This window comes from Aquimarina sp. 433 (genome assembly GCF_054054605.1).
Map to the genome: position 1 here is coordinate 554,241 of NZ_JBSWZK010000003.1, position 25,416 is coordinate 579,656.

The 25,416-nt window shown below is 32.1% G+C and carries 26 protein-coding genes and 1 pseudogene; 13 read left to right on the forward strand and 14 right to left on the reverse strand.

The window, feature by feature from the left end; translation table 11 throughout:
* Nucleotides 1-176: 176 nt before the first annotated feature.
* Both ACWNT5_RS09025 and ACWNT5_RS09030 read left to right on the forward strand, forming a co-directional pair.
* Entirely contained in the window at nt 177-515 is a 339-nt protein-coding gene (locus ACWNT5_RS09025) for an Hpt domain-containing protein (protein ID WP_299606732.1), read from the forward strand.
* 2 nt (nt 516-517) lie between these two features.
* Complete coding sequence (locus ACWNT5_RS09030) at nt 518-1,759, forward strand: CinA family nicotinamide mononucleotide deamidase-related protein (RefSeq protein WP_456517147.1); 1,242 nt, start codon at nt 518-520, stop codon at nt 1,757-1,759.
* Between the two features lie 2 nt (nt 1,760-1,761).
* On the opposite strand, the gene ACWNT5_RS09035 is transcribed toward ACWNT5_RS09030, so the two are convergent.
* The 3 genes from ACWNT5_RS09035 to ACWNT5_RS09045 form a co-directional block, all read right to left on the reverse strand.
* Complete coding sequence (locus ACWNT5_RS09035) at nt 1,762-2,166, reverse strand: hypothetical protein (RefSeq protein ID WP_456517148.1); 405 nt, start codon at nt 2,164-2,166, stop codon at nt 1,762-1,764.
* 187 nt (nt 2,167-2,353) lie between these two features.
* A complete protein-coding gene (locus ACWNT5_RS09040; protein ID WP_299606738.1) occupies nt 2,354-2,767 on the reverse strand; it encodes a hypothetical protein in 414 nt (137 codons plus the stop codon).
* Nucleotides 2,768-2,900: 133 nt separating this feature from the next.
* Nucleotides 2,901-3,308, reverse strand: coding sequence for a hypothetical protein (locus ACWNT5_RS09045; protein ID WP_456517149.1), 408 nt, complete (start codon nt 3,306-3,308; stop codon nt 2,901-2,903).
* Between the two features lie 439 nt (nt 3,309-3,747).
* Between ACWNT5_RS09045 and rpmB the strand changes: the two genes are divergently transcribed.
* The 6 genes and pseudogenes from rpmB to ACWNT5_RS09075 form a co-directional block, all read left to right on the forward strand.
* Nucleotides 3,748-3,987, forward strand: a complete 240-nt coding sequence (gene rpmB / locus ACWNT5_RS09050) for a 50S ribosomal protein L28 (protein WP_149623903.1) — start codon at nt 3,748-3,750, stop codon at nt 3,985-3,987.
* A 24-nt stretch (nt 3,988-4,011) separates the two neighbouring features.
* A complete protein-coding gene (gene rpmG / locus ACWNT5_RS09055; RefSeq protein ID WP_069675060.1) occupies nt 4,012-4,194 on the forward strand; it encodes a 50S ribosomal protein L33 in 183 nt (60 codons plus the stop codon).
* Between the two features lie 4 nt (nt 4,195-4,198).
* On the forward strand, nt 4,199-4,351 hold the full coding sequence (locus ACWNT5_RS09060; protein ID WP_219007908.1) for a DUF4295 domain-containing protein: 153 nt from the start codon (nt 4,199-4,201) through the stop codon (nt 4,349-4,351).
* A gap of 124 nt (nt 4,352-4,475) precedes the next feature.
* Nucleotides 4,476-5,429, forward strand: a complete 954-nt coding sequence (gene ftsY / locus ACWNT5_RS09065; RefSeq protein WP_299606751.1) for a signal recognition particle-docking protein FtsY — start codon at nt 4,476-4,478, stop codon at nt 5,427-5,429.
* Between the two features lie 6 nt (nt 5,430-5,435).
* Entirely contained in the window at nt 5,436-6,065 is a 630-nt protein-coding gene (locus ACWNT5_RS09070; protein WP_299606753.1) for a hypothetical protein, read from the forward strand.
* 158 nt (nt 6,066-6,223) lie between these two features.
* Nucleotides 6,224-6,433 (forward strand): annotated as a pseudogene (locus ACWNT5_RS09075) (signal recognition particle-docking protein FtsY); the annotation flags it as partial.
* Between the two features lie 463 nt (nt 6,434-6,896).
* Here ACWNT5_RS09075 and ACWNT5_RS09080 read toward each other — a convergent pair.
* Nucleotides 6,897-7,652 (reverse strand): hypothetical protein, encoded by a 756-nt coding sequence (locus ACWNT5_RS09080; protein WP_299606755.1) that lies wholly within the window; start codon nt 7,650-7,652, stop codon nt 6,897-6,899.
* Nucleotides 7,653-7,685: 33 nt separating this feature from the next.
* Complete coding sequence (locus ACWNT5_RS09085; RefSeq protein WP_299606757.1) at nt 7,686-8,765, reverse strand: hypothetical protein; 1,080 nt, start codon at nt 8,763-8,765, stop codon at nt 7,686-7,688.
* A 111-nt stretch (nt 8,766-8,876) separates the two neighbouring features.
* Here ACWNT5_RS09085 and ACWNT5_RS09090 point away from each other — a divergent pair, with 111 nt between their 5' ends.
* The 4 genes from ACWNT5_RS09090 to ACWNT5_RS09105 all read left to right on the forward strand — a co-directional run bounded on the left by ACWNT5_RS09090 (nt 8,877) and on the right by ACWNT5_RS09105 (nt 14,641).
* Nucleotides 8,877-9,395, forward strand: a complete 519-nt coding sequence (locus ACWNT5_RS09090) for an RNA polymerase sigma factor (protein ID WP_456517150.1) — start codon at nt 8,877-8,879, stop codon at nt 9,393-9,395.
* Between the two features lie 62 nt (nt 9,396-9,457).
* Nucleotides 9,458-10,378, forward strand: a complete 921-nt coding sequence (locus tag ACWNT5_RS09095; RefSeq protein ID WP_456517151.1) for a FecR family protein — start codon at nt 9,458-9,460, stop codon at nt 10,376-10,378.
* Entirely contained in the window at nt 10,335-12,875 is a 2,541-nt protein-coding gene (locus ACWNT5_RS09100; protein ID WP_456517152.1) for a carboxypeptidase-like regulatory domain-containing protein, read from the forward strand. The genes ACWNT5_RS09095 and ACWNT5_RS09100 overlap by 44 nt, the downstream gene beginning before the upstream one ends.
* Before the next feature lie 95 nt (nt 12,876-12,970).
* Complete coding sequence (locus ACWNT5_RS09105) at nt 12,971-14,641, forward strand: amidase family protein (RefSeq protein WP_456517153.1); 1,671 nt, start codon at nt 12,971-12,973, stop codon at nt 14,639-14,641.
* Here the strand turns inward: ACWNT5_RS09105 and ACWNT5_RS09110 are convergent.
* The gene (locus tag ACWNT5_RS09110) at nt 14,638-15,741 is read right to left on the reverse strand and encodes a serine hydrolase domain-containing protein (protein WP_456517154.1); all 1,104 of its coding nucleotides are present in this window, start codon (nt 15,739-15,741) and stop codon (nt 14,638-14,640) included. The two genes, ACWNT5_RS09105 and ACWNT5_RS09110, sit on opposite strands and share 4 nt — an antisense overlap.
* 164 nt (nt 15,742-15,905) lie before the next feature.
* Between ACWNT5_RS09110 and rimO the strand changes: the two genes are divergently transcribed.
* Nucleotides 15,906-17,210 carry a 30S ribosomal protein S12 methylthiotransferase RimO gene (rimO, locus tag ACWNT5_RS09115; RefSeq protein WP_456517155.1) on the forward strand — a complete coding sequence of 435 codons (1,305 nt, stop codon included), beginning with the start codon at nt 15,906-15,908 and terminating at the stop codon, nt 17,208-17,210.
* Here the strand turns inward: rimO and ACWNT5_RS09120 are convergent.
* The 8 genes from ACWNT5_RS09120 to ACWNT5_RS09155 all read right to left on the reverse strand — a co-directional run bounded on the left by ACWNT5_RS09120 (nt 17,207) and on the right by ACWNT5_RS09155 (nt 25,412).
* Nucleotides 17,207-17,710 carry a hypothetical protein gene (locus ACWNT5_RS09120; RefSeq protein WP_456517156.1) on the reverse strand — a complete coding sequence of 168 codons (504 nt, stop codon included), beginning with the start codon at nt 17,708-17,710 and terminating at the stop codon, nt 17,207-17,209. The two genes, rimO and ACWNT5_RS09120, sit on opposite strands and share 4 nt — an antisense overlap.
* A 603-nt stretch (nt 17,711-18,313) precedes the next feature.
* Complete coding sequence (locus ACWNT5_RS09125; protein WP_456517157.1) at nt 18,314-18,943, reverse strand: NAD(P)H-dependent oxidoreductase; 630 nt, start codon at nt 18,941-18,943, stop codon at nt 18,314-18,316.
* 11 nt (nt 18,944-18,954) lie between these two features.
* Complete coding sequence (locus ACWNT5_RS09130) at nt 18,955-19,668, reverse strand: pirin family protein (protein WP_299898941.1); 714 nt, start codon at nt 19,666-19,668, stop codon at nt 18,955-18,957.
* Between the two features lie 95 nt (nt 19,669-19,763).
* A complete protein-coding gene (locus ACWNT5_RS09135; RefSeq protein WP_456517158.1) occupies nt 19,764-20,630 on the reverse strand; it encodes a helix-turn-helix domain-containing protein in 867 nt (288 codons plus the stop codon).
* 208 nt (nt 20,631-20,838) lie between these two features.
* On the reverse strand, nt 20,839-21,000 hold the full coding sequence (locus ACWNT5_RS09140) for a hypothetical protein (RefSeq protein WP_299606777.1): 162 nt from the start codon (nt 20,998-21,000) through the stop codon (nt 20,839-20,841).
* Nucleotides 21,001-21,038: 38 nt separating this feature from the next.
* Entirely contained in the window at nt 21,039-21,185 is a 147-nt protein-coding gene (locus tag ACWNT5_RS09145; RefSeq protein ID WP_299606779.1) for a hypothetical protein, read from the reverse strand.
* 628 nt (nt 21,186-21,813) lie between these two features.
* The gene (locus ACWNT5_RS09150; protein ID WP_456517159.1) at nt 21,814-22,446 is read right to left on the reverse strand and encodes a hypothetical protein; all 633 of its coding nucleotides are present in this window, start codon (nt 22,444-22,446) and stop codon (nt 21,814-21,816) included.
* A gap of 101 nt (nt 22,447-22,547) precedes the next feature.
* Nucleotides 22,548-25,412, reverse strand: coding sequence for a M16 family metallopeptidase (locus ACWNT5_RS09155; protein ID WP_456517160.1), 2,865 nt, complete (start codon nt 25,410-25,412; stop codon nt 22,548-22,550).
* Nucleotides 25,413-25,416: the final 4 nt, after the last annotated feature.

The following is a 25,416-nucleotide window of genomic DNA, read 5'->3' on the forward strand; positions in this document are numbered from 1 at the left end:
AATGATTCTTTATGGTTTGTGATTTGATTTCAGAATAATCAATGAAATATTTTACTTTAAAGAATGGAGATATTATCTTTACAAGAACACGAGTTGATTTTAAAGGGCAACAAAGCTATATATGATTAACTGATTTTAAGAAAACACGATAATTATAATCAATAAGATTTAAATACATGAGCAAAGGTTACAGCTTAGAAAGTGTAAATGAGTTATCTGGTGGAGATGATGAATTTATAACAGTATTAGTGCAAACATTTTTAGAGGAAATACCACCAGATTTGGAAGGTATGGGACAAGCAGTTAAAGATAATGATCCGAAAACTGCATATCAATTTGCACATAAGATGAAACCTAACCTTCAATTATTCGGGATTGATCTTCTAAAAGAAATAAAACAGGTAGAGGCTTGGTCTAAGTCTGGTATGGAAAAATCTGAAATTGAGACTATTTTAAATCATATCGTTACTACGGTGAATAATGCGATTAATGATCTGAAAGCTGATTTTCAATAACTATGCTTGCAGAAATAATAACTATTGGCGATGAAATCCTCATAGGCCAAGTAATAGATTCCAATTCAGCTTTTATTGGTAAAGAATTAAATAAAATTGGAATAGATGTTTATCAAATTACTTCAATTCAAGATGATAAGCAACATATTCTTAATGCTTTTGAAGCTGCTAAAAATAGAGTAGATGTTGTTTTAATTACAGGTGGTTTAGGGCCTACCAAAGATGATATCACAAAACATACTATTTGCGAATACTTTGGTGATAAGCTAGTTCAAGATGATAAAGTGCTTCTTCATATTGAAGAGCTTTTTGCTAAGTATATAAATACTCCGGTAACTGATATTAATAGAATGCAAGCACTTGTTCCGAGTACTTCAACTGTACTGATGAATAGTTATGGAACGGCGCCAGGAATGTGGTTGGAAAAGGATGATACAGTATTTGTATCCATGCCAGGAGTTCCTTTTGAGATGAAAAATCTTATGAAGGATCATGTGTTGCCTAAACTTCAGGAGAAATTCGATAGACCTTTTATTCTGCATAAAACAGTCCTTACTTATGGTATGGGTGAAAGTGCTATAGCAAAAAAGATAGAGCAATGGGAGGATGATTTACCTTCTTTTATAAAGTTAGCATACCTTCCTAATCTAGGTAGAGTACGACTGCGTCTTTCTGCTCGTGGGGTTGATGAACAAGTATTGTCAAATGCTATAGAAGAGAATATTAAGAGCTTACATAAGTTAATCGGTGATATTATTGTAGGGTATGAAAGTGAAGATTCTATTGAAAGTCTGATTGGTGAAAAATTGGTTGCAAAAGGTAAATACCTTGCGGTAGCAGAAAGTTGTACGGGTGGTAGAATTGCTCAATCGTTAACAGCTGGTGCTGGTGCTTCAGCTTTTTTTAAAGGCGCAGCCGTAACGTACGCTACACATTCGAAATCTGATATTTTGGGAGTTAGTGAGACCTTAATCGATAAGTATACAGTTACTAGTAATCAAGTGGCTGAAGCAATGGCAATAGGTGTTAAAAATAAATTTAAAGCCGATTATAGTATTGCCACAACCGGAAATGCTGGTCCTGCCAAAGGAGATGGTGATGTCGAAGTTGGTACTGTTTTTATTGCTATTTCTACGCCAGATAAAACTTTTTCAGAAAAATTTGTATTCAGTAATCTAAGAGAACGAACGATTGGCAAAGCTGTAAATAAGGCTTTGGAATTAATGTTGAAGGAATTAGATTAGAGTTATCTATTCAAAACTTCTTTTTTACTCCAGAGTATTGCATCCTCTAGATTTCGGAAATTGTAAAAAGGTTTTTTTGCAAAATGCTTCTCGATTTCTGTAGATATTTCATTCACCTCATTGTAGATTACTACACCATATCCTCTAAAATTTTCCATGTAGGTAAACGGGCAATCTAAATAATCAGTAGGAATAATAGAGTGCGAATGAATTCTGTTAGATATATAGGTAAACGGTTTCCCATCACCATAATGCTTTTGTATAATTGGCATTAAATCCTGAAGCTTACTTAGGGTAATAGTAACCCCTTCGTTAATTTCTGCAATGATGTATTCTTCATAGAAGTAATATGTTCCTAATGTGTGGTTGAATTTTTCTATTAAAAGATCTTTGGATTGAGTTCTCATGACTTTATTTTCTTGTTAGTCATACATCTGTCGAAAGATCTTGTATTTAATTACTTGTTAGTCAGTATTTTGTGATGCCTTTAAGGATTTCAAACCTTATAGTTGTTTTACATTGTGATAACTTTAAGGAGGATGATCAGATGGTATTCTTGCCTACATATAGCAAAAGAAAATACTTTAGTATTGCTTAATTACTATCAATTAATGGTTGGATGAGTGTTTCTTTCCATTGCAATGCATCATTTAGGTTGTCAAAGATGGCTGTCTCATTATCAAGGAAAGATTGCTCTAATGTTGCTATTTTGGTGTTGATGGAATTATATGTTACGACACCGTACCCAATAAAATTAGGAAAGAGTTTGGAAGATTTAAAATGACCAGTAGGCACAAAGGAAAAAGAATTCTTTCTATTAGATATGTATACAAAAGGAATCGTAGTTCCGTAATAGGATTGTAATAGATCAAATAGAGCTGAACAATTTTCAAAAGTTAGTGTTACTCCTTCTTTTATTTCTGAAATGATATGGTTTTTATAAAAATAAAATATACCAATATCAAGTTCATGCTTATGAATAAGCTTTCTGTTAAAATCGTAAGTCATGTTCTAGGGTGTAGTTTCCAATTACACAAGAAAGATACTTTATTGTTAATAAATATACAATTTATTTAAAGAATTAATAATTTTGAATAGCTCTTGATGTAGATTTACTAAATAAGAAGATGCTGGGGAAAAATTATCTTTTAGCTATAAGTTGATCGCTCCAATGTACCGCATCTTTTAAATTGTCAAAAACTTTAGTGGGCACCTCAAGAAAGGATTGTTCTAGAGTTGCAATTTTTGTGTTAATAGCGTCGTAGGTTACTACCGCATATCCTTTTACATATGGTAGATGTTTTTTAGCTTCAAAATGAACTGTGGGCTGCAGAGAGTATGAATGTATTCTATTAGCGATATAGACAAAAGGATTATCGAATGAGTAATATTTTTTTGTGAATTCATCAGATATCTTTAAAACAATATCTAATTCAATTTTAGCGCCTTGATCAATTTCTGATACCATAAAGTTATTGTAGTAGTAAAATACTCCAACTCCGTTGACTATGTGTTTTTGTAGCAGTCTATCTTTTAGTGAGTCGTGCATGATGATTTAAATCATATTAATGACTAAAGATACAATACAAGATGATAAAAACTTATTTTTAATTGATTGTGTTTTGTATTTCTAATCATGAAACAAAAAAAAAGCGGATCCTAAGATCCGCTTGTTTACTACTCAATTACCCCATATCAAGTAGTTAGTTACAGTTATGAAAACTAACTGGTGTAAAAGTAATAGCTATAGGCGATTTACTATATACGTAAAAACCCCCGTTTTTAATTTTGAGTATTGAAGGTGATACAAATTAAAAGGTGATGAACTCTAAAAATAGTATTAAATTTGAGCTCTTTTTAAGAGTTTACGGAGCGATGAGAATGAAATTTAAAAAAAGAGAAAAAAAACATAATAGTATTATTGGTGGTTCGGTAAATAATTCGTTAATTTGCACCCTGTTTTGAAATAATACCAAAATTACGAAGAGATGTCAAGAGTTTGCGAGCTTACAGGTAAAAAAGCAATGGTGGGAAATAATGTTTCTCACGCTATGAATAAAACAAAACGTAAATTCAACGCGAATTTAATTAAAAAGCGTTTTTATATTCCTGAAGAAGATAGATGGGTAACACTTAAAGTGTCTACTTCAGCTTTGAAAAATATAAATAAGAACGGTATTGCTGCTGTTTTAAAAGAAGCAAGAGCTAAAGGTTTCTTAACAAAATAAATCAGCTTTTAAAAAAATATTACAATGGCAAAGAAAGGTAATAGAGTTCAGGTAATCTTAGAATGTACAGAGCATAAAGCTTCTGGTCAGCCAGGTACTTCAAGGTATATTACAACAAAAAATAAAAAGAACACTCCTGATAGAATGGAAATAAAGAAATTTAATCCAATTCTTAAGAGAATGACTGTTCATAAAGAAATAAAATAATAACATGGCAAAGAAATCAGTAGCATCGTTACAGACAGGATCTAAGAGATTAACCAAAGCTATTAAGATGGTTAAATCTCCAAAAACAGGAGCTTATACTTTTGTAGAGTCAATTATGGCACCTGATGCAGTAAATGACTTTTTCAAGAAAAAGTAATTTGTAAGAAAATATTTTAAAAAGAAGCCGTTTCAATTTTATTGGAATGGCTCTTTCTTTTTATATTTATAGAAGTTTGTGGTATAGTTATATTTTTAAATTTATAGTATTCTGAATACAACACATGAGTTTGTTTAAAAAAATATTCTCTTCAGAGAAAAAAGAAACCCTAGATAAAGGGTTAGAAAAATCTAAAACTAGTTTTTTTTCTAAATTAAGTAAAGCTGTAGCTGGGAAGTCTAAAGTAGATGATGATGTCTTAGATAATTTGGAAGAAGTTTTGGTTACTAGTGATGTTGGTGTAAAAACGACTATTAAAGTAATCGAAAGAATTGAAAACAGAGTTGCTAAGGATAAATATTTAGGAACAGAAGAATTAAATAAAATTCTTAGAGAAGAAATTGCAGGCTTACTTTCCGAAACTAATTCGGGAGAAGCATCGGATTTTGAAATCCCAGAAGTTAAAAAGCCATATGTGTTAATGGTGGTAGGAGTTAATGGTGTGGGAAAAACCACTACCATTGGTAAACTTGCGTATCAGTTTAATAAAAAAGGATTAAAAGTAGTTTTAGGTGCTGCTGATACCTTTAGAGCTGCGGCCATCGATCAGTTGCAGGTATGGGCGGATCGAGTAAATGTTCCAATTGTAAAGCAAGATATGGGGAGTGATCCTGCGTCTGTTGCATTTGATACATTGCAGTCTGGAGTAAATCAGGATGCAGATGTTATTATTATTGATACAGCAGGGCGATTGCATAATAAAATAAACCTGATGAACGAGCTAACCAAAGTAAAGCGTGTGATGCAAAAGGTGGTAGGAGACGCGCCGCATGACGTATTACTGGTTTTAGATGGTTCTACAGGGCAAAATGCTTTTGAACAGGCAAAACAATTTACCGCTGCAACCGAAGTTACTTCATTGGCTGTTACTAAACTAGACGGTACTGCTAAGGGTGGTGTAGTGATCGGTATTAGTGATCAGTTTCAGATCCCTGTAAAATATATTGGAGTAGGAGAAGGAATAGAAGATCTACAAGTATTTAATAAATATGAATTTGTAGATTCTTTCTTTAAGTAATTTTGCATGACCAAAAGAGTTAGTTTTTTTAGACTATTCCAGTTCTTACTACTTTTTTTGTGGATTAGTATTGTAAGTGCACAAAAGACGGAAGCAAAACTTTATTTTAAAGATGGTTCGGAACAAATTGGTTTTGCAAAATTCAAGGGTAAGGATAAAGTAAAATTTAAGGAGACTAAAAAAGATAAACCGATCATTTATAATTGGGAAGATCTCACTAAAATTACACTAACCAAACCTGGAAGTGGAAGATATCATTTTTATTATAAAAAAATTAAAGGAACTGAAACCTTTAAACCCTTGCAGTTAGTAAGTGATGGAGAGATTAAGCTTTATCGAATTGTTACTAAAGGATACGATATAAAGTATAGTAACGGGACAAATTCAGGAGTCTTTGGTAATGACAATGGCATACCGCAAACTACTCGTACAGAAATAGAGGATTTTTATATTTCTAAAACAGATGAAGATGTTATTGATATGTCTTATGGATCAGAGTTTTCTAAAAACTTCAAAGAAACATCCATTTCCTTTTTTGCTGATTGCAAAGATATTGTTACGAAAATAGAGGATGGTATCTACACAATAAATGATATTAGAGATATTGTGTTTTATTATAATTTCAAATGTAATTAAACTTACTTTATTATTTAATTATTGATTTTTTAGGAATAAAATTAGTTAGTTGTATTGAATAGAAGGGTTATTGTGTAACAATATCCCTTTTTGTTATTTTGAGAAGATATTTCCGTTAACACACAAACTCGTGATGTATTGCTGGTTTTACAGGATAAAATGCTTTTGAACAAGCAAAACAGTTTACAGCTGCAACCTAAGTTACTTCATTAGCGATTACTAAATTAGATGGCACCGCCAAAGGTGGTGTAGTAATCGGTATTAGTGATCAGTTTCAAATCCCTGTAAAATATATTGGAGTAGGAGAAGGAATAGAAGATCTTCAGGTATTTAACAAATATGAATTTGTAGATTCCTTCTTTAAGTAATATTTTAAAAAACTAGTAGAGCTAGCTTTTTAAAACATCCATTATAATTAGGGTGTTTAATTGGCGAAAATTTGGATATATATCAGGTTTATAAAAAAAGGAGTATTCTTTCGAAAAACTCCTTTTTTACCAAAATAAAGATATAATTAACCTCTACTAAAATAGATTTAATGTGTTCCTACGTATGAAAAAAATGTTCTATTCGTAGAGGTTTCTTTTTAATTGAAAATACAATCTGTATATTCAATATTTACTTTTTTTAATACATCTCTTATAAAACTTGATTATATAGCCAGTTTAGATGAGATGATTACTAATACTATGCAATAAGCAATGATAAAACCTCCACAGATGAGTATTTTATGCTTTTCTATTAATTTTAATTTAGACATAGATATTGGATTTATAATACGGTTTTAATTAGTTAAGAGTATGGTATAGAGGCTGTGGACGTTATAGTTTTTTATTCATCGCCATTGTCAGTCTCGATACAAAACTCGGTATACATTGCCCAGCTGTTTCCTGGGAAATTGTTTCCTTCTGCCCATGCAGTTTCTTCTCCACAATAGTTATCGTCGTCGTTAGAATCTGATGATTTTGATTCGTTGTTAATGATAGTATCTTCATCATCATTATCATTATCGTCCTCATCATTGTCGTCGCACTCGCCACAGTCAACTTCGGCATGTGCCGCTAAACAAAAACATTCTCCAATGTCTGATAACGGTATTGTGTAAGTAAACTCATTTACACCTTCTCCATGTTCTGTCTTGTATGGGAACTTTCCAATTTTTGGATTACCTTTATTTGTTGTTGGTAGGTCTTCGCAGTTCCCTACATATAGATGAGTTGCTTTTAATGTCCAACTACCTTGACTATTCTTAGAAACGTTGCTAGTAATACTTTCTTCCTCAGTTTCTTCTTCATTATCATCATTTCCACAGTTAGTACTGTAGGTGACAAATACGTTTACCCCATCTGATGTAACAGAAATTGTTCCTGCTACATGATGTTGTCCAGCCATTAAATTAGTCGTAAAAGGAAGTATTTCGCCATCATTGGATACTGTAAGCATTTTAATATTGTCACCTGTTGTGATCTGGTTAGTATCCGCAGAAGTAAAACTTTCATTTTCGCAACTTGCTGCTGCTAGTGTAAGTATTACAAAAGAACTTATAGGTAATATTGAGTTAAGTAAAATTTTTAGTGAGTTTTTCATGATCGGATTAATTATTTTAGGGTTTAAGTTTTTTTAGATTTGTTGAAAGAATAATTCGTCTTTGCTAATTCCTTCGCCTTCGCGCTCATCAAGCATTATTCTTTTTTCCTGGATTTTTTTAACGTTCCAACTGTTATTGAGTTTGTTTAATGGAGCTTCCGTACCAAAATCTAAGGTAGTATTAAGTCCTCCATCCACTCTAGTTCGCACCGACCAAGTACCTTCTGTGGTTACATTGTTTGTGTCATCTCCGTCGTTATCTTCTAAAGTTACTAGTACAGTACCATCTTCAGAAAAATCAAAAATGTAATCACGGTAATTATTTGTTTCATTACTTTGGTTATCCTTATATTTTTGAACTTCTAAAAGTTCACTGGTAATTACGTCAATAAACCTTTCCTCTCCTAAATCATTTTCATCACAGTCATCAATAGCTTCTTCAATTGCTTCTTCTAACTCGTCTAGATTGTTTATTGTTATTTCTGTGTTATCAGAAAGAATCACAGTAATAGGAAAGCTAATATTTACGATGTCATCCTCATCTAGGTCTTTAATGAAATCATGTAATTCCTCATCATTAGTAAAGGTAATTGTTTCCAATACCTCACTATTTTCATTAAAAACGGATACGGATAAGGGGTACTGAAAATCGATACATTCGATATCATCATCATCTTCCTCTTGGTCTTCTTCACAAGCTTCTATTAGTGCATCTAACTGATCTTGATTTTCTACAATAGTTTCAGAAAAGTCACTAGCAATAAGAGTGATAGGAAATATGAATTCTAAGGTATCCATGTCATCAGAAGATTGATCAAAAATTGCTTCAATTTCTTCAAAGTCATCTTCAGTATTCAGTGTCAATTCAGTTCCGTTAACAACTACTGTTACTGGTAATGAGATATCAAAACAACTAGAGCCGTCCAGGATGTTATCTCCAGAGCCGTCATTCATTGCCGTTTTTAGGATTAGGTCTGCAATTTTAGAGTTCGCAGTTAATGTTTGCTCCTGTGGAGCACCAATTTCTTCATTAAGTTCTGTTCTACAGGATGTAGTGATAAAAAATACAGAAGTAGTGAGTGAAAGTAATAAAAGTCTGATTTGTGTTTTCATGTTAGTTTGGGTTTAAAGAATTACTCCCTTTATATTCTAGAACAACTAACTTTTAAAAACTCCTTTATTTTTTTTGTTTTTTTTACTTTTACTTCCAAATCATCTTTAAAAATGCCAAAAAAACTAAATGAAGATGTCTGTGATGAAAAGATGTTTTCTATGATTTATAGGAAATATAAGCAAGACATATATAATTTTCTTTATTATAGATATGGTGAGAGTTTAGGACCTAAAGATACTATGCAAGAAGTGTTTGTTAAGTTATTGTCTCATTGTAAGGAAGTAACTCCAGAAAAAGCTCGAGGCTTTTTGTTTAAAGTGGCAAAAAATATGATGTTAAATGCAATAAAGCATCAGAAAGTGGTTCTAAAACATCAAGAGGTGAAACCTAAAGACTATACTAATGAATCCCCAGAATTTATTTTAGAACAGCAACAATTCTTAAAAAGATATCAGAATGCTCTAAGTAGATTAACCGAAGATCAGCGAACCGCTTTTTTATTAAATAAGGTAGAAGGAAAAAAACACGCTGAGATTGCAGAGATGTTGGGAATTACTAGAAAGGCGGCAGAAAATAGGATTTATGCGGCTTACAACAAATTGAAAAGCGAATTAGAGGGGTTTAAATAAAAAAAAATAGATTTTTAAAAAGGAGTTTTTAAAAGTTAGTTGTTATCTATATGTAAGAAGATATGAAAACAAATAAAGAACATTTAGTACGAAAGTGGTTAGCGGACGAACTTACGGAAGCTGAACTGGAGACCTTCAAAAAAATGGATGATTACGCAATGCATTCCAAAATAATTGAAGGAGCACAGTATTTTAAAGCACCTGATGTTTCTAAAGAAGCTAATATAGAGGAATTGTATTCTAGTAAGGGAAACAATGAGAATACTACTTCTAGAAAATCTTTTGATTACAAAATGTTGTTTAAAATCGCAGCAACAATTACCATAGTGTTGGGTGTTTCTTACTTTTTCTTTCTTAACAATGATCAAACTTTTTCCACATTAGCCAGTGAAAAGCATTCGCTAGAACTTCCGGATAATTCTGAAGTAGTCCTGAATGCTAAATCGGAAATTGTTTTTAACAAAAATGAATGGAAAGATAAAAGAGAAGTGTATTTAAAAGGAGAAGCTTTTTTCAAAGTAAAGAAAGGTTCTGCTTTTGATGTAGTAACGGAAAAAGGCAAGATTACTGTTCTGGGAACCCAGTTTAGTGTAAAAAACAGAGCTAACTTTTTTGAAGTGATCTGTTATGAAGGTCTTGTGAATGTAAAACATGCAAAAGACTCCCGAAACCTACCAGCGGGGAGTACTTTGCGTATTGTAGATGGAATAACAACTTTTGAAACTGTTGATTTTAATCGTCCCCAATGGTTAAACAATGTTAGCAGTTTTAAAAGTGTTCCATTCTACGAGGTAATTAAAGAGTTTGAGAGGCAGTATGATGTTACTGTCAATGCTGAAAATATTGATACAAAACGTTTTTTTACTGGAGGTTTTGTTCATAATAATATGCAAGATGGTTTAAAATCTATAACTTTACCTTTAGATTTGAACTATACTATTGATACCAACAAGAACATCACTTTACGTAAAAAAGAAGAGTAGTATTGTATTACTTTTATTAGTATGCAGTATTTTATTTTTGGTTCCAGCAAATGCTCAAAATGAGCAAAAAAACAATCAAAAACCTTTATTAGAAGTTTTAGAAAAACTAGAAACACAGTTTTCTTACCAGTTTACTTATGCCGACGATACGATAAAGGATATCCATGTCAATGATACCCCAGAAAACCTTTCGTTAGAGGAAATATTAGCGTCTTTGCAACAACAAACCGGATTAACTTTTACGGCGATTAATGACAATTTTATTGTGATTAATAAAAGAACGGAAAGTTTATTCGTCTGTGGGTATATAAAAGATTATATGACTAAAGAACCTTTGGTTGGAGCTACAGTAAGAACAGAAAAGTTAGGAGTTGTTACCGATCAAAATGGATTTTTTAGGTTAGAAGTTGGAAGCGAAGAAGAAGAAGTTGTAATCGAGTACCTAGGATTTCAGACAATTAATAAAGTTTTTAATCTTGAAAAAAATGAAGAATGCGCTACGGTATTTTTGATTCCTAAAACCGAAACATTAGGTGAGATTACAATAAAAAATTATTTGGTTAAAGGTATTGATAAAACGGATCAAGGTGTTTTTCGTATTGATTACGATAAGTTTGGTATTCTGCCAGGTTTGATAGAAACAGATGTGCTACAGACCATTCAGGCTTTACCTGGAATTCAAAGCACTGATGAAACGGTATCTAATATCAATATTAGAGGAGGAACTAATGATCAAAATCTTATTCTTTGGGATGGAATTAAAATGTATCAATCAGGTCATTTTTTTGGACTGATCTCAATTTTTAATCCTTCTATTACCAATAACGCGACAGTTATTAAAAATGGAAGTGCAGCAACATTGCAAGATGGTGTATCTGGAACTATTTTAATCAATTCAGATGATACAATCAACAAAGAATTTAAAACTACAATAGGTTTAAATCTTATCAACGCTGATATTTTTACGGATATTCCAATAGGTAAAAAGTCGTCACTACAACTCTCCGCCAGAAAAGCATTAAACGATTTTATTGAAACTCCTACCTATGAAAAATATTTTGAAAGGATTTCGCAAGATAGTGAGATAGGTAGAGTTAATGAAACCGATATTGGATTTGATTTTTATGATGTAAATCTGAGGTGGAATTGGCAAATATCGAAGAAAGATAAAATTAGATTAAATTTTTTGGGAATTTCTAATGAGTTAGTTTTTACAGAAAATGATGTCCTTAATGAAGTAGATATTTCTAGGCAAAGTAGTTTGATACAGAATAGTTTCGCAGGAGGTCTTTGGTATCAAAGAAATTGGAATCCGAACTTTGATACTACCCTCCAAGTTTATGAAACGGATTATCAATTAGAAGCAGTGAATGTAAACATTCCTAACCAGCAAAGATTTTTACAAGAGAATATAGTCTCAGAAACTGGTGCTAAAATAATTGCCAATTACAGGTTTAGAAATAATATTAAATGGCAAAATGGATATCAATTTATAGAAACAGGTGTTTCTAATCTAAATGATGTAGATGATCCTGTATTCAGGCGAAATCAAATCAGAGTTATCCGTAATCATAGTGTTTTTTCACAAGCTGAATATCAGGGATCCGAACTTAAAAACTCTTTGATGCTAGGAGTTAGGTATACATATAATGAAAAATTTAAGAAACATTTTGTTGAGCCTAGAATTAGCTATAATCAAAGATTTTTTGATTATTTCAATTTAGAGATTCTGGGAGAATTTAAACATCAAAATACTTCTCAGATTATTAATTTTCAGAATGATTTTTTAGGAATTGAAAAAAGACGTTGGATTCTTTCAAATGATGATGACATTCCTGTCGTTACTAGTAAACAGGCATCGTTAGGTGTAAGTTATAACCAAAAAGGGTGGTTGGTGAGTTCAGAAGCTTACTATAAGCTGGTAGAAGGAATCACAGCTAGAAGTCAAGGATTTCAGAATCAATACGAGTTTACTCAAGCAACAGGCGATTATACGGTAACTGGCTTAGATATTTTAGTCAATAAAAGATTTCACAATCTAAGTTCTTGGTTAGGTTACTCGTTCGTTGATAATAATTACACTTTTCCAGATTTTCAAGAAAATAAATTTCCTAATAATATTGATATAACTCATTCCATAACTTTTGGAGTAGCTTACACGTATAAAGATCTTAAAATATCATCAGGCCTTAATTGGCATTCAGGTTTGCCAACTACAATACCTGTTTTTACAAATGAAATAGTGGATGATGAAATTAATTATAATCCAGCAAATAGTGATAGATTACCAGCATATATGCGATTTGATATATCTGCTACCTATGACTTTAAATTATCACAAAAAGTAGATTGTCATGCTGGTATTTCCGTTTGGAATTTCTCCGACATTAATAATACTATCAGTTCTTATTATACTATTAATGAAGGGAATGTTCAGGAGGTTATGAACTCAGCACTAGGAATCACGCCCAATGCTACTTTTAGAGCATCTTTCTAAAGTTCTGTTACAAAATAGTTAAAAGGGACATTGTTATAGATTACAATGTCCCTTTTTGTTATTTTGAGAGGATATTTCCGTAAACACACAAACTCATGATGTATAGAATAATAAGTCTTCTTATCACAATTTCTCTTTTTTCTTCTTGTAAAAAAGAAACTACTCCAGAAGTAATTACTAAACAACCTAGGGTAACATGGCAACCTTATGATGAATCTGAAGATATAAAGGCAACGCTTGATTTAGAACAGTCGCGTATGCATCTAAAACTGGTTAACTCCAAAGTTTTAGATAAAAACCAGATGTGGAGGCCGTTAGAATCGGAATTGGATTATTTTTTAGAAGAAGATTATAATGCTTTAAAACCTCTTATTTTAGAAAAGGATATTCCTTCTTTACAGACAAGTATAAAAGAAGGAAAGCTTACTTATGAGAAATTAGTGCTTTTTTACTTGTACCGAATTAGAAAATATGAAAGTGATAATCAGCTTTCTCTCAATGGTATTATTGCACTTAATCCTTTAGTCGTTGAGCAAGCAAGAGAATTAGATAAAATGGATACATCTAATATAGATATTCACTCTGTTTATGGTATGCCAATTTTGCTTAAAGATAATATCAATGCCAGAGGTATGCCTACAACAGCAGGTGCTGTTGCTTTACAAAACAATAATGCTGAAAACGCTTTTATCGCTAATCGTTTGTTAGAAAAAAAAGCTTTGTTACTGGGTAAGGCAAATCTAAGTGAGTGGGCGTATTTTTTCTGTTCTAGTTGTCCAGTAGGATATAGTGCAATTGGCGGGCAAACAATGAATCCATATGGAAGAATGATTTTTGAATCAGGTGGTTCGAGTTCGGGAAGTGGGGTCACAGTTGCGGCTAATTTTTGTGTAGCAGCTATTGGAACAGAGACTAGTGGTTCTATATTATCGCCATCGAGTCAAAACTCGGTAGTAGGATTAAAGCCTACGATTGGAGTTTTTAGTAGAAGTGGAATTGTACCTATTTCCAGTACATTAGATACTCCAGGTCCAATGACAAAATCAGTGATTGATAATGTAATTTTATACAATGCACTCGTCGGTAAGGATACTACAGATAGTGCCTCTATTCAGGCAAAAACAGTTTCCTTGCCAAAAATTACAAATACCAACTTAGCAGGAAAAAAGTTTGGTGTTTTGAAATCCTACCTTACAGATTCCCTCTATACTAAAGCAGTAGAGAAAATTAAAAATTCAGGAGCAGAAATAGTGGAGTTAGAACCTGAGAATACTCCACTTCCTGGTTTCTTGACGATTTTAAATATAGACATGAAACATGATCTACCACAATATATAGCTAAGTATGCAAGCGATAATATTGCGACGAAAACTATCGAAGATATTATTGCATTTAATTTACGAGACTCATTGATAAGAATGCCATATGGTCAAGCATTGTTAGAGGGAATTGTGAGTGATAGTACTACAACGAAAGAGTTGAAAACGATCAAGGAGAATTTACAAAGTGTTTCTAGAAGTTATTTCGATACACATATAGATACTCATAATTTGGATGCGATTTTATCTATAAATAATTATCATGCAGGATATGCTGCTGTGGCCAAATATCCTGCTATAACGGTTCCGATGGGATATACTGATAAAGGAGAACCTAAGAGTTTAACTTTTATTGCAAAGTCATTTTCTGAACATAAACTGTTAGCATTAGCATTCGCGTATGAACAAATTGCAAAAGAACGTCGAGCACCAATAAAGTACAATTAATTCATTAGTTTATTAATTTTAATCCATAAATCATTATCAAAACTAGAAGGGCCTAGTAGTGCTTTTCCTGTATCATCTCCCATACGAACAATTACAAGATTCTGACTAGGTACTACATATAGTTTTTGATCGTCTTTTCCTAAACCAGCAAAAAGATCATCTGGAGCATCTGGCATAAGCTCTCCCGGAAATTCGGTTTCGAATGAAGGTGCACGAAAACTAGATTTTCCGTTGAGCCACCATAGGTATCCGTACGAAGGGTTAAGATTTTGTGAGCTATTTGTCATTTCCGTAAAATAAGCTAGATCTGTAAGAATAGGAGTGTTTTCCCAAGTTCCTTTATTTAAGTTTAATAGGCCAAAACGAGCCATGCTTCTGGCTGTACTGTAATAAACATTGGCATACCCAAGACTCAGCCATGTGCCGTTCATTCCTATGTTGTTTTTGATTTTAGTATCAAAATAGTCCGTGTATTCCATTCCTGTAGTGCCTGTAATAATATCCGATAATAGCGTATAAGCAGCATTATGATAGTACCAAAAGGATCCAGCTTCATTTAGATATGTTAAACAGTTAGGATCGGTACAATTTTGATTAGTTACATTATAGTCTAAACCAGTAGTCATGGTTAGGTGGTTTTTTATTGTGATTGCATTTTCCTGATCAGATGTAATCGTTGCCCATTGATCACCCAAGTAGGTATTAGACGATTGTTCTATGTTTAATAATCCTTCTTGCTGTGTTAATCCTATCATAAATGATGTCAGGGTTTTTCCAGCTGAGTACCAAGGGTTATTATCTGTAGCTGTGGCACCATTAAAATACTGTTCTATTACTATCTTACCATCTTTTAGAATAATAAAAGCCTTTGTGTTTTTTTCTTCAAGGAAATTGTAAAGATCTGTTTCAGCATCGGAATTCCAGCCAAGATCTGATATGGATACCGTTTCCCATTCTTCAGAATCAATAGGTGGGAAATATAAAGAAACTTGATCTGGATTAGGATCTGGATTTTCAATGGACATTTCTTCCGAATCACTTGAACAAGAAAAAATACAAGAAAATACCAGAAAAAGGATAGGGGATATCTTTTTCTTCATAGCGTATTTTGATTATATATGTAGATTTAGACGCTACAATATACAAAAGGTTTAAATTATTTATTGTTTTCAGAAGAGAGTTGTTGCAATTATATACTAAACTTTAGTTATTCATTGTATCTTTGCACACCTTTAATAGAACCGGTTAGATTGATTCAAACGATATGAGAACAAAGACTTTAAAGAAGAATAAGATCAATGTAGTGACATTAGGTTGTAGTAAGAATGTGTATGATAGCGAAGTTCTTATGGGACAACTTAAGGCAAATAACAAAGAAGTTGTTCATGAAGAAGAAGGAAATGTAGTGGTCATCAATACATGTGGTTTTATTGCTAATGCAAAAGAAGAATCTGTAAACACTATTTTAGAGTATGTACAGAAAAAAGATCAGGGTATCGTTGATAAAGTTTTTGTTACTGGTTGTTTATCAGAAAGATATAAGCCTGATTTAGAAGAAGAGATTCCTGATGTAGATCAATATTTTGGTACTACTGAACTTCCTGGCTTATTAAAAGCCTTGGGAGCAGATTATAAGCATGAATTAATTGGAGAGAGATTAACAACAACGCCTAAAAATTATGCTTATTTAAAAATAGCAGAAGGATGTGATCGTCCTTGTTCTTTTTGTGCAATTCCTTTAATGAGAGGTAAGCACAAATCCACTCCTATAGAGGAATTAGTAACCGAAGCAGAAAAACTTGCGGCCGATGGTGTAAAAGAACTAGTTCTAATAGCGCAAGATCTAACATATTATGGATTAGATCTTTATAAAGAAAGGAAGTTAGCAGATTTACTACGTGCTTTGGTAAAAGTAGATGGTGTAGAATGGATTCGTTTACATTATGCATTTCCAACAGGTTTTCCAATGGAAGTTTTGGAAGTAATGAGAGAAGAACCTAAAATATGTAATTATATTGATATTCCGCTTCAGCATATTGCAGATCCAATTCTGAAATCTATGCGAAGAGGTACTACCAAAGCGAAAACAACTAAATTACTTAAAGAGTTTAGAGCAGCAGTACCGGAGATGGCTATTAGAACAACGCTAATTGTAGGATATCCAGGAGAAACACAAGAAGATTTCGAAACGTTGCGAGATTGGGTAAAAGAAATGCGTTTTGAACGACTAGGCTGTTTTACATATTCTCATGAAGAAAATACACATGCATATAACTTGGAAGATGATGTTCCTGAAGAGGTGAAAATGGATCGTGCTAATGAAATTATGGAGATTCAATCTCAAATTTCCTGGGAGCTTAATCAGGAAAAGATAGGACAAGAGTTTAAAGTAGTTATCGATAGAAAAGAAGGGAAGTATTTTGTTGGTAGAACAGAATTTGATTCTCCAGATGTAGATAACGAAGTATTAATAGATGCTTCTAAGTTTTATTTAAAAACAGGGGAATATACGACTGTTAAGATATATGATGCTGAGGATTTTGATTTGTATGGAGAAGTTGTAGTTTAATTATCTACTATTGGTTTGTAGTCTCCATCAAATATAACTTTCCACGTCTTACCTTTATCCTTACTTTGACTCCATATTTGTCGAACCGTTTTGTCGTCATTTTGTTGCCAAGTTATTTTATTAGATAGGGTGTTATTTTTTTGTAAGTTGATTGTGTTTTCTAAAATCATCTTACCATCGTTTAGATTTCCAGTAATATGAAGTGTTAGCCCAGAATTATCTACCCAAAATTGTTCCCATTGATCTGTTCTAGGGTTATATTTATTTAAACTGGTTCCCTTAAACTTGGATGTTGTAGCATGATAGGTTTCTTTGATAACCTTGTTATCAATAATTGCTTCTATTTTACTTTTTCCAACTATTGTGTCAGTGTTATGCTTGTATACATTCCATTCTCCAATCCAAAAATTGAACTCAGCATACTTATGATCAATACTCTTCTGAGAAGAAATCAGCGAAAATGATAATAGGAAGAATATAGAAACTATTTGTTTTAACATTTCCAAGAGCTTTTGAAGAGTGTAACTTAAAGATAAAAAAAATCGAGGATAATTTCTATCCTCGATTTTGTTGCGTAAATGCTCTTTAATATTTTCTTGGCTAATTCAAATCTAAAGAGAACTTTATGTCTTTATTTTATTAAGGGACAAAGTTTTATAGTAAACGCTTTATTTTTAATTTAATTTTATTTCGAGCGCAAAAGTATTTAAAAAAGAAACATAAATTGTTGAATTTCAGCTTAGAGGAAGAGTTTCAGTGTTCGTAACACAAAATTAAAGTCGATTTTTTGCAATCTATTGATTATCAGTGGTAAGATATCCGCAATAAAGTGTTGAAAATGTTGATATTGGTGTATTGTTTTTGGTTTTTTATTAGAATAAGTTCAATACAGCTTTTACTTTAAAAAAATGCATAATTAACAATTTGATAATATTCGAACCTCATTTTTATATGATCATTATTTCTTTTCTAATTCCATGTTGAATTTATCATTTCCCTAAAATAGCTTAGCTAAGAATAGAACCCCTTTGTCTCATAAACAAAAACGAGGCTTACAATTATGTGTAAACCTCGTTTTGAATTAATGTATAATCATCATAAGATTATATAGTTTCGAATAGTTCTTGTATTGGTTTTCGAACTTTCTTACTATGTTGGGTCATATCTTCTTCAGAACGATATCCTATGGTGGCAATTACGGCAGCAGATAACCCTTTCTCCGATAGATTTAGAATGCTATCATATCCTTCTGGACTAAAACCTTCCATAGGACAAGCGTCAATTTTTAACTCTGCACATGCTGCTAGCAGATTTCCAAGACCTATATAAGTTTGCTTAGCTGTCCAAGCTTTCATTATCTCATCAGGTAATTCGGTGATTTTCGATTTCATAAAGTCTCCATAACCTTTTAGATCCTCGAGATTTAAATTCTGGATGTCTGCTTTTAGTTTTAAATAATCATCGATTACTTGGTTATCTACATTTGTATAATTACAAAAAACAATAAGTTGAGAAGCGTCTACAATTTGTGATTGTCCCCAAGATTCTGGTTGTAATTTTTTTCGAATTTCTGGATCTTCAATGATCAATACCTTATAAGCTTGTAGTCCGTAAGAGGAGGCAGCTAAAGAAATTGCTTTTTTGATATTTTCTAAGTCTGATTTTGAAACTTTTTTTTCGGGATCAAACTTTTTGGTGGCATATCGCCATTCTAGATTTTGTATTAGTTGCATAACTTTATAATTTAGTGTGTGATTGGTACTTCCATTACTAATATTTTAGAAGCACTTTTAGATTCAATTTTAATTTCATTTGTATCCCATATACCTAATCCATCTCTTTGTTCTAACTCCTGTTTTTCTACGGTAATATTACCTTCAAGAACAAAAATATAAACTCCATTTTTGTTATTTTTCAATGTGTAATTTTCGATATGCTGTTCTTTAAATTGACCAATATGGAACCAAGCATTTTGATGTATCCATACACCATCATCATCATCGTTAGGAGACAAAATTTGGTATAAATTGTCTTTTAAATCCTCATCATTTAGGGTAATTTGGTCGTATCTCGGAGTTACATTTCTTTGGTTAGGGGTAATCCAAATTTGTAAAAATTTCACTTCTTTATCGGAGTTCTTATTGTACTCACTATGAAATACTCCTGTTCCGGCACTCATGACTTGTATGTCTCCTTTTTTGATAACGGTAGTATTTCCCATGCTGTCTTTATGCTCTAAAGCTCCTTCTAAAGGAATAGATATGATCTCCATATTATCGTGTGGATGTTTTCCAAACCCCATTCCGGCAGATACAATATCATCATTAAGAACTCTTAAAGCTCCAAAGTTCATCCTTTCTGGATTGTAGTAGTTTCCAAAACTAAAAGAATGATGAGAGTTTAACCATCCTAAATTAGCTGTTCCTCTTGTTTCTGATTTATGCATGATCGTTTTCATAATATATCCTTTCATTTTATATTCTATACAAATTTCATCTTTTAAGGATGTAGTTAGAATATGAGAATACGTAAGAACCTTGTAAAAATCCGATCTTATCTATTCTTCCTAAAAGTTGTAGGAGAATGACCTGTGCACTTTTTAAAGAAATTACTAAAATTAGCGGGTTCGGTGAATCCCAATCCATAACCGATTTCCTTTGCGGAGTTTTCTGAAAAAGTCAAAAGCCGTTTTGCCTCAATAATAATTCTAGATTGTAAATATTCTTTGGCGGTTTTTCCGATTAGTGATTTTATAGTTCTGTTAAGATGATCTGGAGTTACGTGTAATGCTTCTGCGTATTGCTGTACTTTATGCCACGAAGCAAACTGTTTTTCTACTAATTCTTTATACGATGTTAAAATTAGTGATCCTGTTTGTAATTGCTGTGGGTCTTTTGGATGGGTATTACAAATATTGTTGCTATAGATTAAGAATAACTTTATCCATGCACCGATTGCAGCTAACCTAAATTTAGACTCAGAATTAAAGGTTTCAAAAATTTCTTGAGTATACCGGTTTAACTGTTCAAATTGGATTTTATTTAATGAAAGGGGCGGAGTGTATCCATAATCCTGGAATAAATTAATGTCTTCTATGAATCGATAATCAATATTATTTTTTATCATGAATTGCCTCGAAAAAGTAATCACCCAGCCAAATGATTTTTCAAGCTCAATCATTTGATGAACTTGTCCCGGACTCAAGAAAAATGCTTGATTATTTTCTAACAAAAATTCATTAAAATCAATAACATGGGTTCCTTTTGCTTTAAAAACTAATAGGATAATATAAAAATCATGTCTGTGGGGAGCATCAACTAAACCATTTTTATGATCATAAATATCCTCCATTTTCTTTATGTCAAAGGTTATTTGATCATTTTGGGTGTCGTTTAGCTGGTATGTTTTAATTGAATTCAATTTTTCAAATAGAAATTACCGTTTAATATACAGGTTTTACTTTTCTTTTTGTTTAGGTTTATGTGTTATTTAAGATAATTATTCTTTCTAAGAATTCTTTTATTTGATATCTATAAAATAAAAAAGGGAAAGCTATAATGCTTTCCCTGTCGAAGTAATTGTACTTCTATATTTTGGTTAATTCTATTATAAAAGAGAACCTTATTTATTATTGGTTTCCAACAGTAATTTCTTCTCCGTCTTGCTCTCCGTCAGTTGTTTCTTCCGTGTCAGTTGTAGTATCTTCGTTAAATACTGCGTCTTCGAATGATTCGTTTTCACAAGCAACAAAAATTGAAGCTAATACTAATAAAAATGCGATTTTTTTCATGTCTGTTTTGTTTAAATTTATTTTGAGGATATTTTATTTTAGTTTCCTAAACCGTATGTATTGTCTTCGTGAACATCGATGATCTCGACATCTTCATCTTCAGATACTTCTATTTCAGTATCTACATTGAATACTTCGTCTTCTACGGATGAGCTTTCACATGATGTTATTGCTAAAGCTATCATAACTAGAAATGGGAATTTTTTAATCATTTTAATAAAAGTTTTTTATGTTTTGTGATATGTTGTTATCTGCTTTTTTAAAAACCGGGGCAAATGTATTCAAAAATCTAATCCGAAATCATAAAATTATCTTAACAGCCCTTTATTCATGGGGATTTCGGTAAAATTCCAGTGTCTAGTTTCTAATAAAAATGAATATAATTTTAAAATTCATCATCAGTTTGAAACGAAATGGTGAATTATGTTCAGTTTTTTGATGTTTCTATTAAGAATCAGGTAAAAATGAAAAATCCCTGTAATTAACAATTTGATAATATAAGACCCTTAAAATACGTTAATTTTGAATAATTATTATTGAAATAGGTTAATAGATGATAATTGTTTAAAATATATGAATTTTTCCAGAACTCTACTTAGATAATTTATTCCCTTATTATTGAGTCGTTAATTAAGAGTTTGATAAAATACTTTAATCGTAGATAGGAATATATTGGATTTTATGTCTTATTCATTCACGAAAACGTCAATCATTAAACTTTTTTACCTAAAAATTGACTTTTAGCACATTGATTTGACCAGGTAGAAAGAGTAATATTAACTTAAGAATCAGATTGAAGTTTTATTTTAACGCTTACATGGCCTTTTCTAAAATAATAATCATTTCGTCTGCAATACCAGCATTAAATTGATGAATACTAGATTTTAATAAACTTAAGGTATCGAAGTAGCCACCATAAACTTTCATCTTAGCGTTTACATTAGCGCCTTTGTTTATTAAAAAGTCAGTAATCATCGGGAGGTTTTTTGGTGCTTTCTGCCTCCACATTTCTACACCGTTACTAGCGGTATAGTGTAGCAAAGTTGCCTGATGTCCATAATTAGATCTTTTAGATATTATATGTGGATGAGCATGTATTGTGCGCTTTAAAGCATCAAAATCTCCATTGATGAGTTGGTTTACTGCTTTTTCAAAAACTACATCGTAACGGATATTTGATTGTGAAACTGTTTTCCAGTTTTGAAAACCATATTCATTAGCAATGGTTGATCTACAATCATCAATGGTGAAATTGATCGTTTTTAATTTTTCTATTGATTTGCCTAAATATTTAGGATGATAATTGTTTACTTCTTTATAAATAATATTTTCCTGAGCTATAATACCTTCTAACATTCGATCTGCCATTTTGGACAAATGCCTTTTGATCAGTGAATATTTATTGAATTCTAAAAGAAGCGTACCATAAAAAGATTCAATATTCATTATTTATATAGTTATACTATAGTTATCTCATTAAGATATTTTATTTATACTCTTGCTGTACTATCTGATTTTGTTGGTGCTTTACTTTTTTGGTTATTATCTTAATCTTTTACTTTTTTATTTTTTTCATTCAACAGTATAGGCGTTCCATATCCAAGTTCTTCTAATTTCTTTAGCTGTGTTTTTGCATCACCAACAACTAAGTATATCATTTTATTAGGATCAAGATATTGATTAGCTAATGATTTAATCTGATCTACTGTCATTTCATTTACGATAGCTTCTCGTTTAGTTATATAGTCTTTAGCATATCCTAAAGTACTTATATTAGTAAGCATATTTAATTTGGCACCTAGGGTTTCGAATGCTCTTGCATTACTTTTTATAAGTGAGCTTTTTGTTATTTCCAGATCATTTTCATTGTAATCTTTACCATAGTTTTCTAAAATCTCTTTTACCAAGCTACTAGATTCATAGGTAACATTAGAACGTACTCCACTAGAAATTGAAAAAGATCCAGGAATTGTAGTTCCAGAAAATCGAGATCCTATTCCATAGGTATACCCTTTACCTTCTCTTAATTGCTGTGTAAGTTGAGATGCGAATCCACCACCACCAAGTCGGTAGTTCATAACTGTAGCAGGATAAAAATCTTTATCCGTGGCAGCCATTGCCGGATATCCAAAACGTATCATGGATTGTTTCGCTCCTGGCACATCATAAAAGTAAACACGAGACCTTTCTGGAGCAGCTGGAGTGCTTAGCTCTGGAAATACCACTTCTTTAACATCCCAGTTTTTATTCAATTCTGATAATGAAGAGTTTACTTGATCTTTAGAAATATCTCCCGCTAGATGAATTTTTGTAACCGATGGAGAAATATTGGAATTGTAATAACTTTTTAGATCTTCTACTGTAATTTCTTTTATTGTCTTTTCTGATCCTAAATTATTATAGGAGAGAATATGATCTTTACCATAGATTAGTTTCGCAAATTCATTAGTAGCGATACTTCTCGGACTTGCTTTTTGCTGTTGCAATTGGCTGCTGATGTCCTGTTTTATTAGTTCAAATTCTTTTTCATCCCATCTCGGTTCGAGAATAATCTCTTGAACTAATTTTATGGTTTTATCGTAGTTTTTAGATAAAGTACTACCGCTAATACTAATATTTTGATCAGTAGCATACATATTTATTATCGCTCCAAGACTTTCTATTTCATTTTCTAATTGTTCAGTGGTTTTGTTTTTAGTTCCTTTCATCATTAATCGAGCAAGCATGTTTGAAACACCTACGTTATCTGCTTGTTCTAGTAATAAACCACCTTTAATATCTATTCTAAACTGAACCAAAGGAACTTCATCGTTTTGAATTCCATATACTTTGAGTCCAGAGGTCAAATTATCTTCCCAAACTTCAGGAATTGTTACTTTAGGTGTTTCTCCATAAGGTGGTTCCTGAGATCGATCAAAACTAGACGGAGTCTTTTCGTAAGTAGCTGCTATGCTAGCATCAAAATTTTCTTCTGCTCCTTCTACTATTTTTTCTTCCACTATTTCTGCAAGTGTAGAGTTTGTAAGTATTAGGTCAGTTTGTCCAATAGGAACAAAACTTGTTGCTACAAAGTGTTTTCCTTTTATATATTGGTTATATACTCGCATTACATCATCGGTAGTAACAGCAAGTATGTTTTTTACATCCTGATTTATAAATCCAGGATCTCCTGCAAAAATTTCATATTGTGCTAGTTGAAACCCTTTTCCTAACACACTAGATAAACCATTGTAAAAATTGGTCTCTTGTCCCGCTTTAATTCGATCCAAATCTTTCTGTGAGATTCCTTCTGCTTCAAATTTTGTGAAAGCTTCTTGTACAGCCTTGTCGATATCATTTAAGTTTACTTTTTCGAACCCTCGTATTTGTAATCTAAATTCACCAGCCAATTCCGAACCAAAATGAAACATAGTGACATTCGGAGCCAATTGCTTGTTATCGATTATTATCTCATTAAAAGGTGCTTTCTTTCCTTCGGATAAATAGCTTGATAACACTTGTAATGCATAAGAATCTGGATGATATTGATGTACTGCAGGCCAAGTCATTGTTAATTGAGGAAGTCTAGCAAAATTATCCTCGTAATATAGTTTTTTAGTTTCTGAAAGCGTTACAGGTTGTTTTTTTAAGGGAGTAATGTCTTCTCCACGTTTAATCTCATCAAAATATTTGTGAACCCATTCTTTTGCTTGGGCTGTATCAAAATCTCCAGCTATAGTAAGGGTTACATTATTAGGGACATACCACTTGTTATAGAAGTCTTTCACATCTTGTAAAGTTGCATTTTGAAGATCTTCTAACGAACCAATTACTTGCCAGTTATATGGATGCCCTTTTGGGAAAAGGTTTTTACCTATGACATAGGAAACATGTCCGTAAGGACGATTATCAATGCTTTGTCGTTTTTCATTTTTTACAACTTGTTTTTCTTTGGCTAGCACAGGATCAGTAACGGTATTGATAAAGAACCCTAATTTATCTGCTTCTGCCCAGATCATTTTTTCTAGCGCATCTTTCGGAACTGTTTGGAAATAATTTGTTCTATCCCTACTGGTAGATCCATTAGCTCCAGAACCTCCAATTCTTGCACTCATTTTGTCCAATCCTCCTTTTCCAAGGTTTTCTGACTCTAGAAATAACAAGTGTTCAAACAAGTGTGCGAAACCTGTTCTTCCTTCTATTTCTCTAGCTGAACCTACGTGTGCTGTTAACGCTACTGCAACTACGGGATCAGAACGATCAACATGAAAGATAACCTGTAATCCATTATCCAAAGTAAATTTCTCGAAATCTACTTTAAATTCTTTTGTTTCTTTAGCAACCTTATCTTCGGTAACAGGAGTGTCTTTTTTGCAAGAAACGATAAGGGTTGTACATATAAAAACCCATAATACAGATTTAGTTGTTTTCATAATT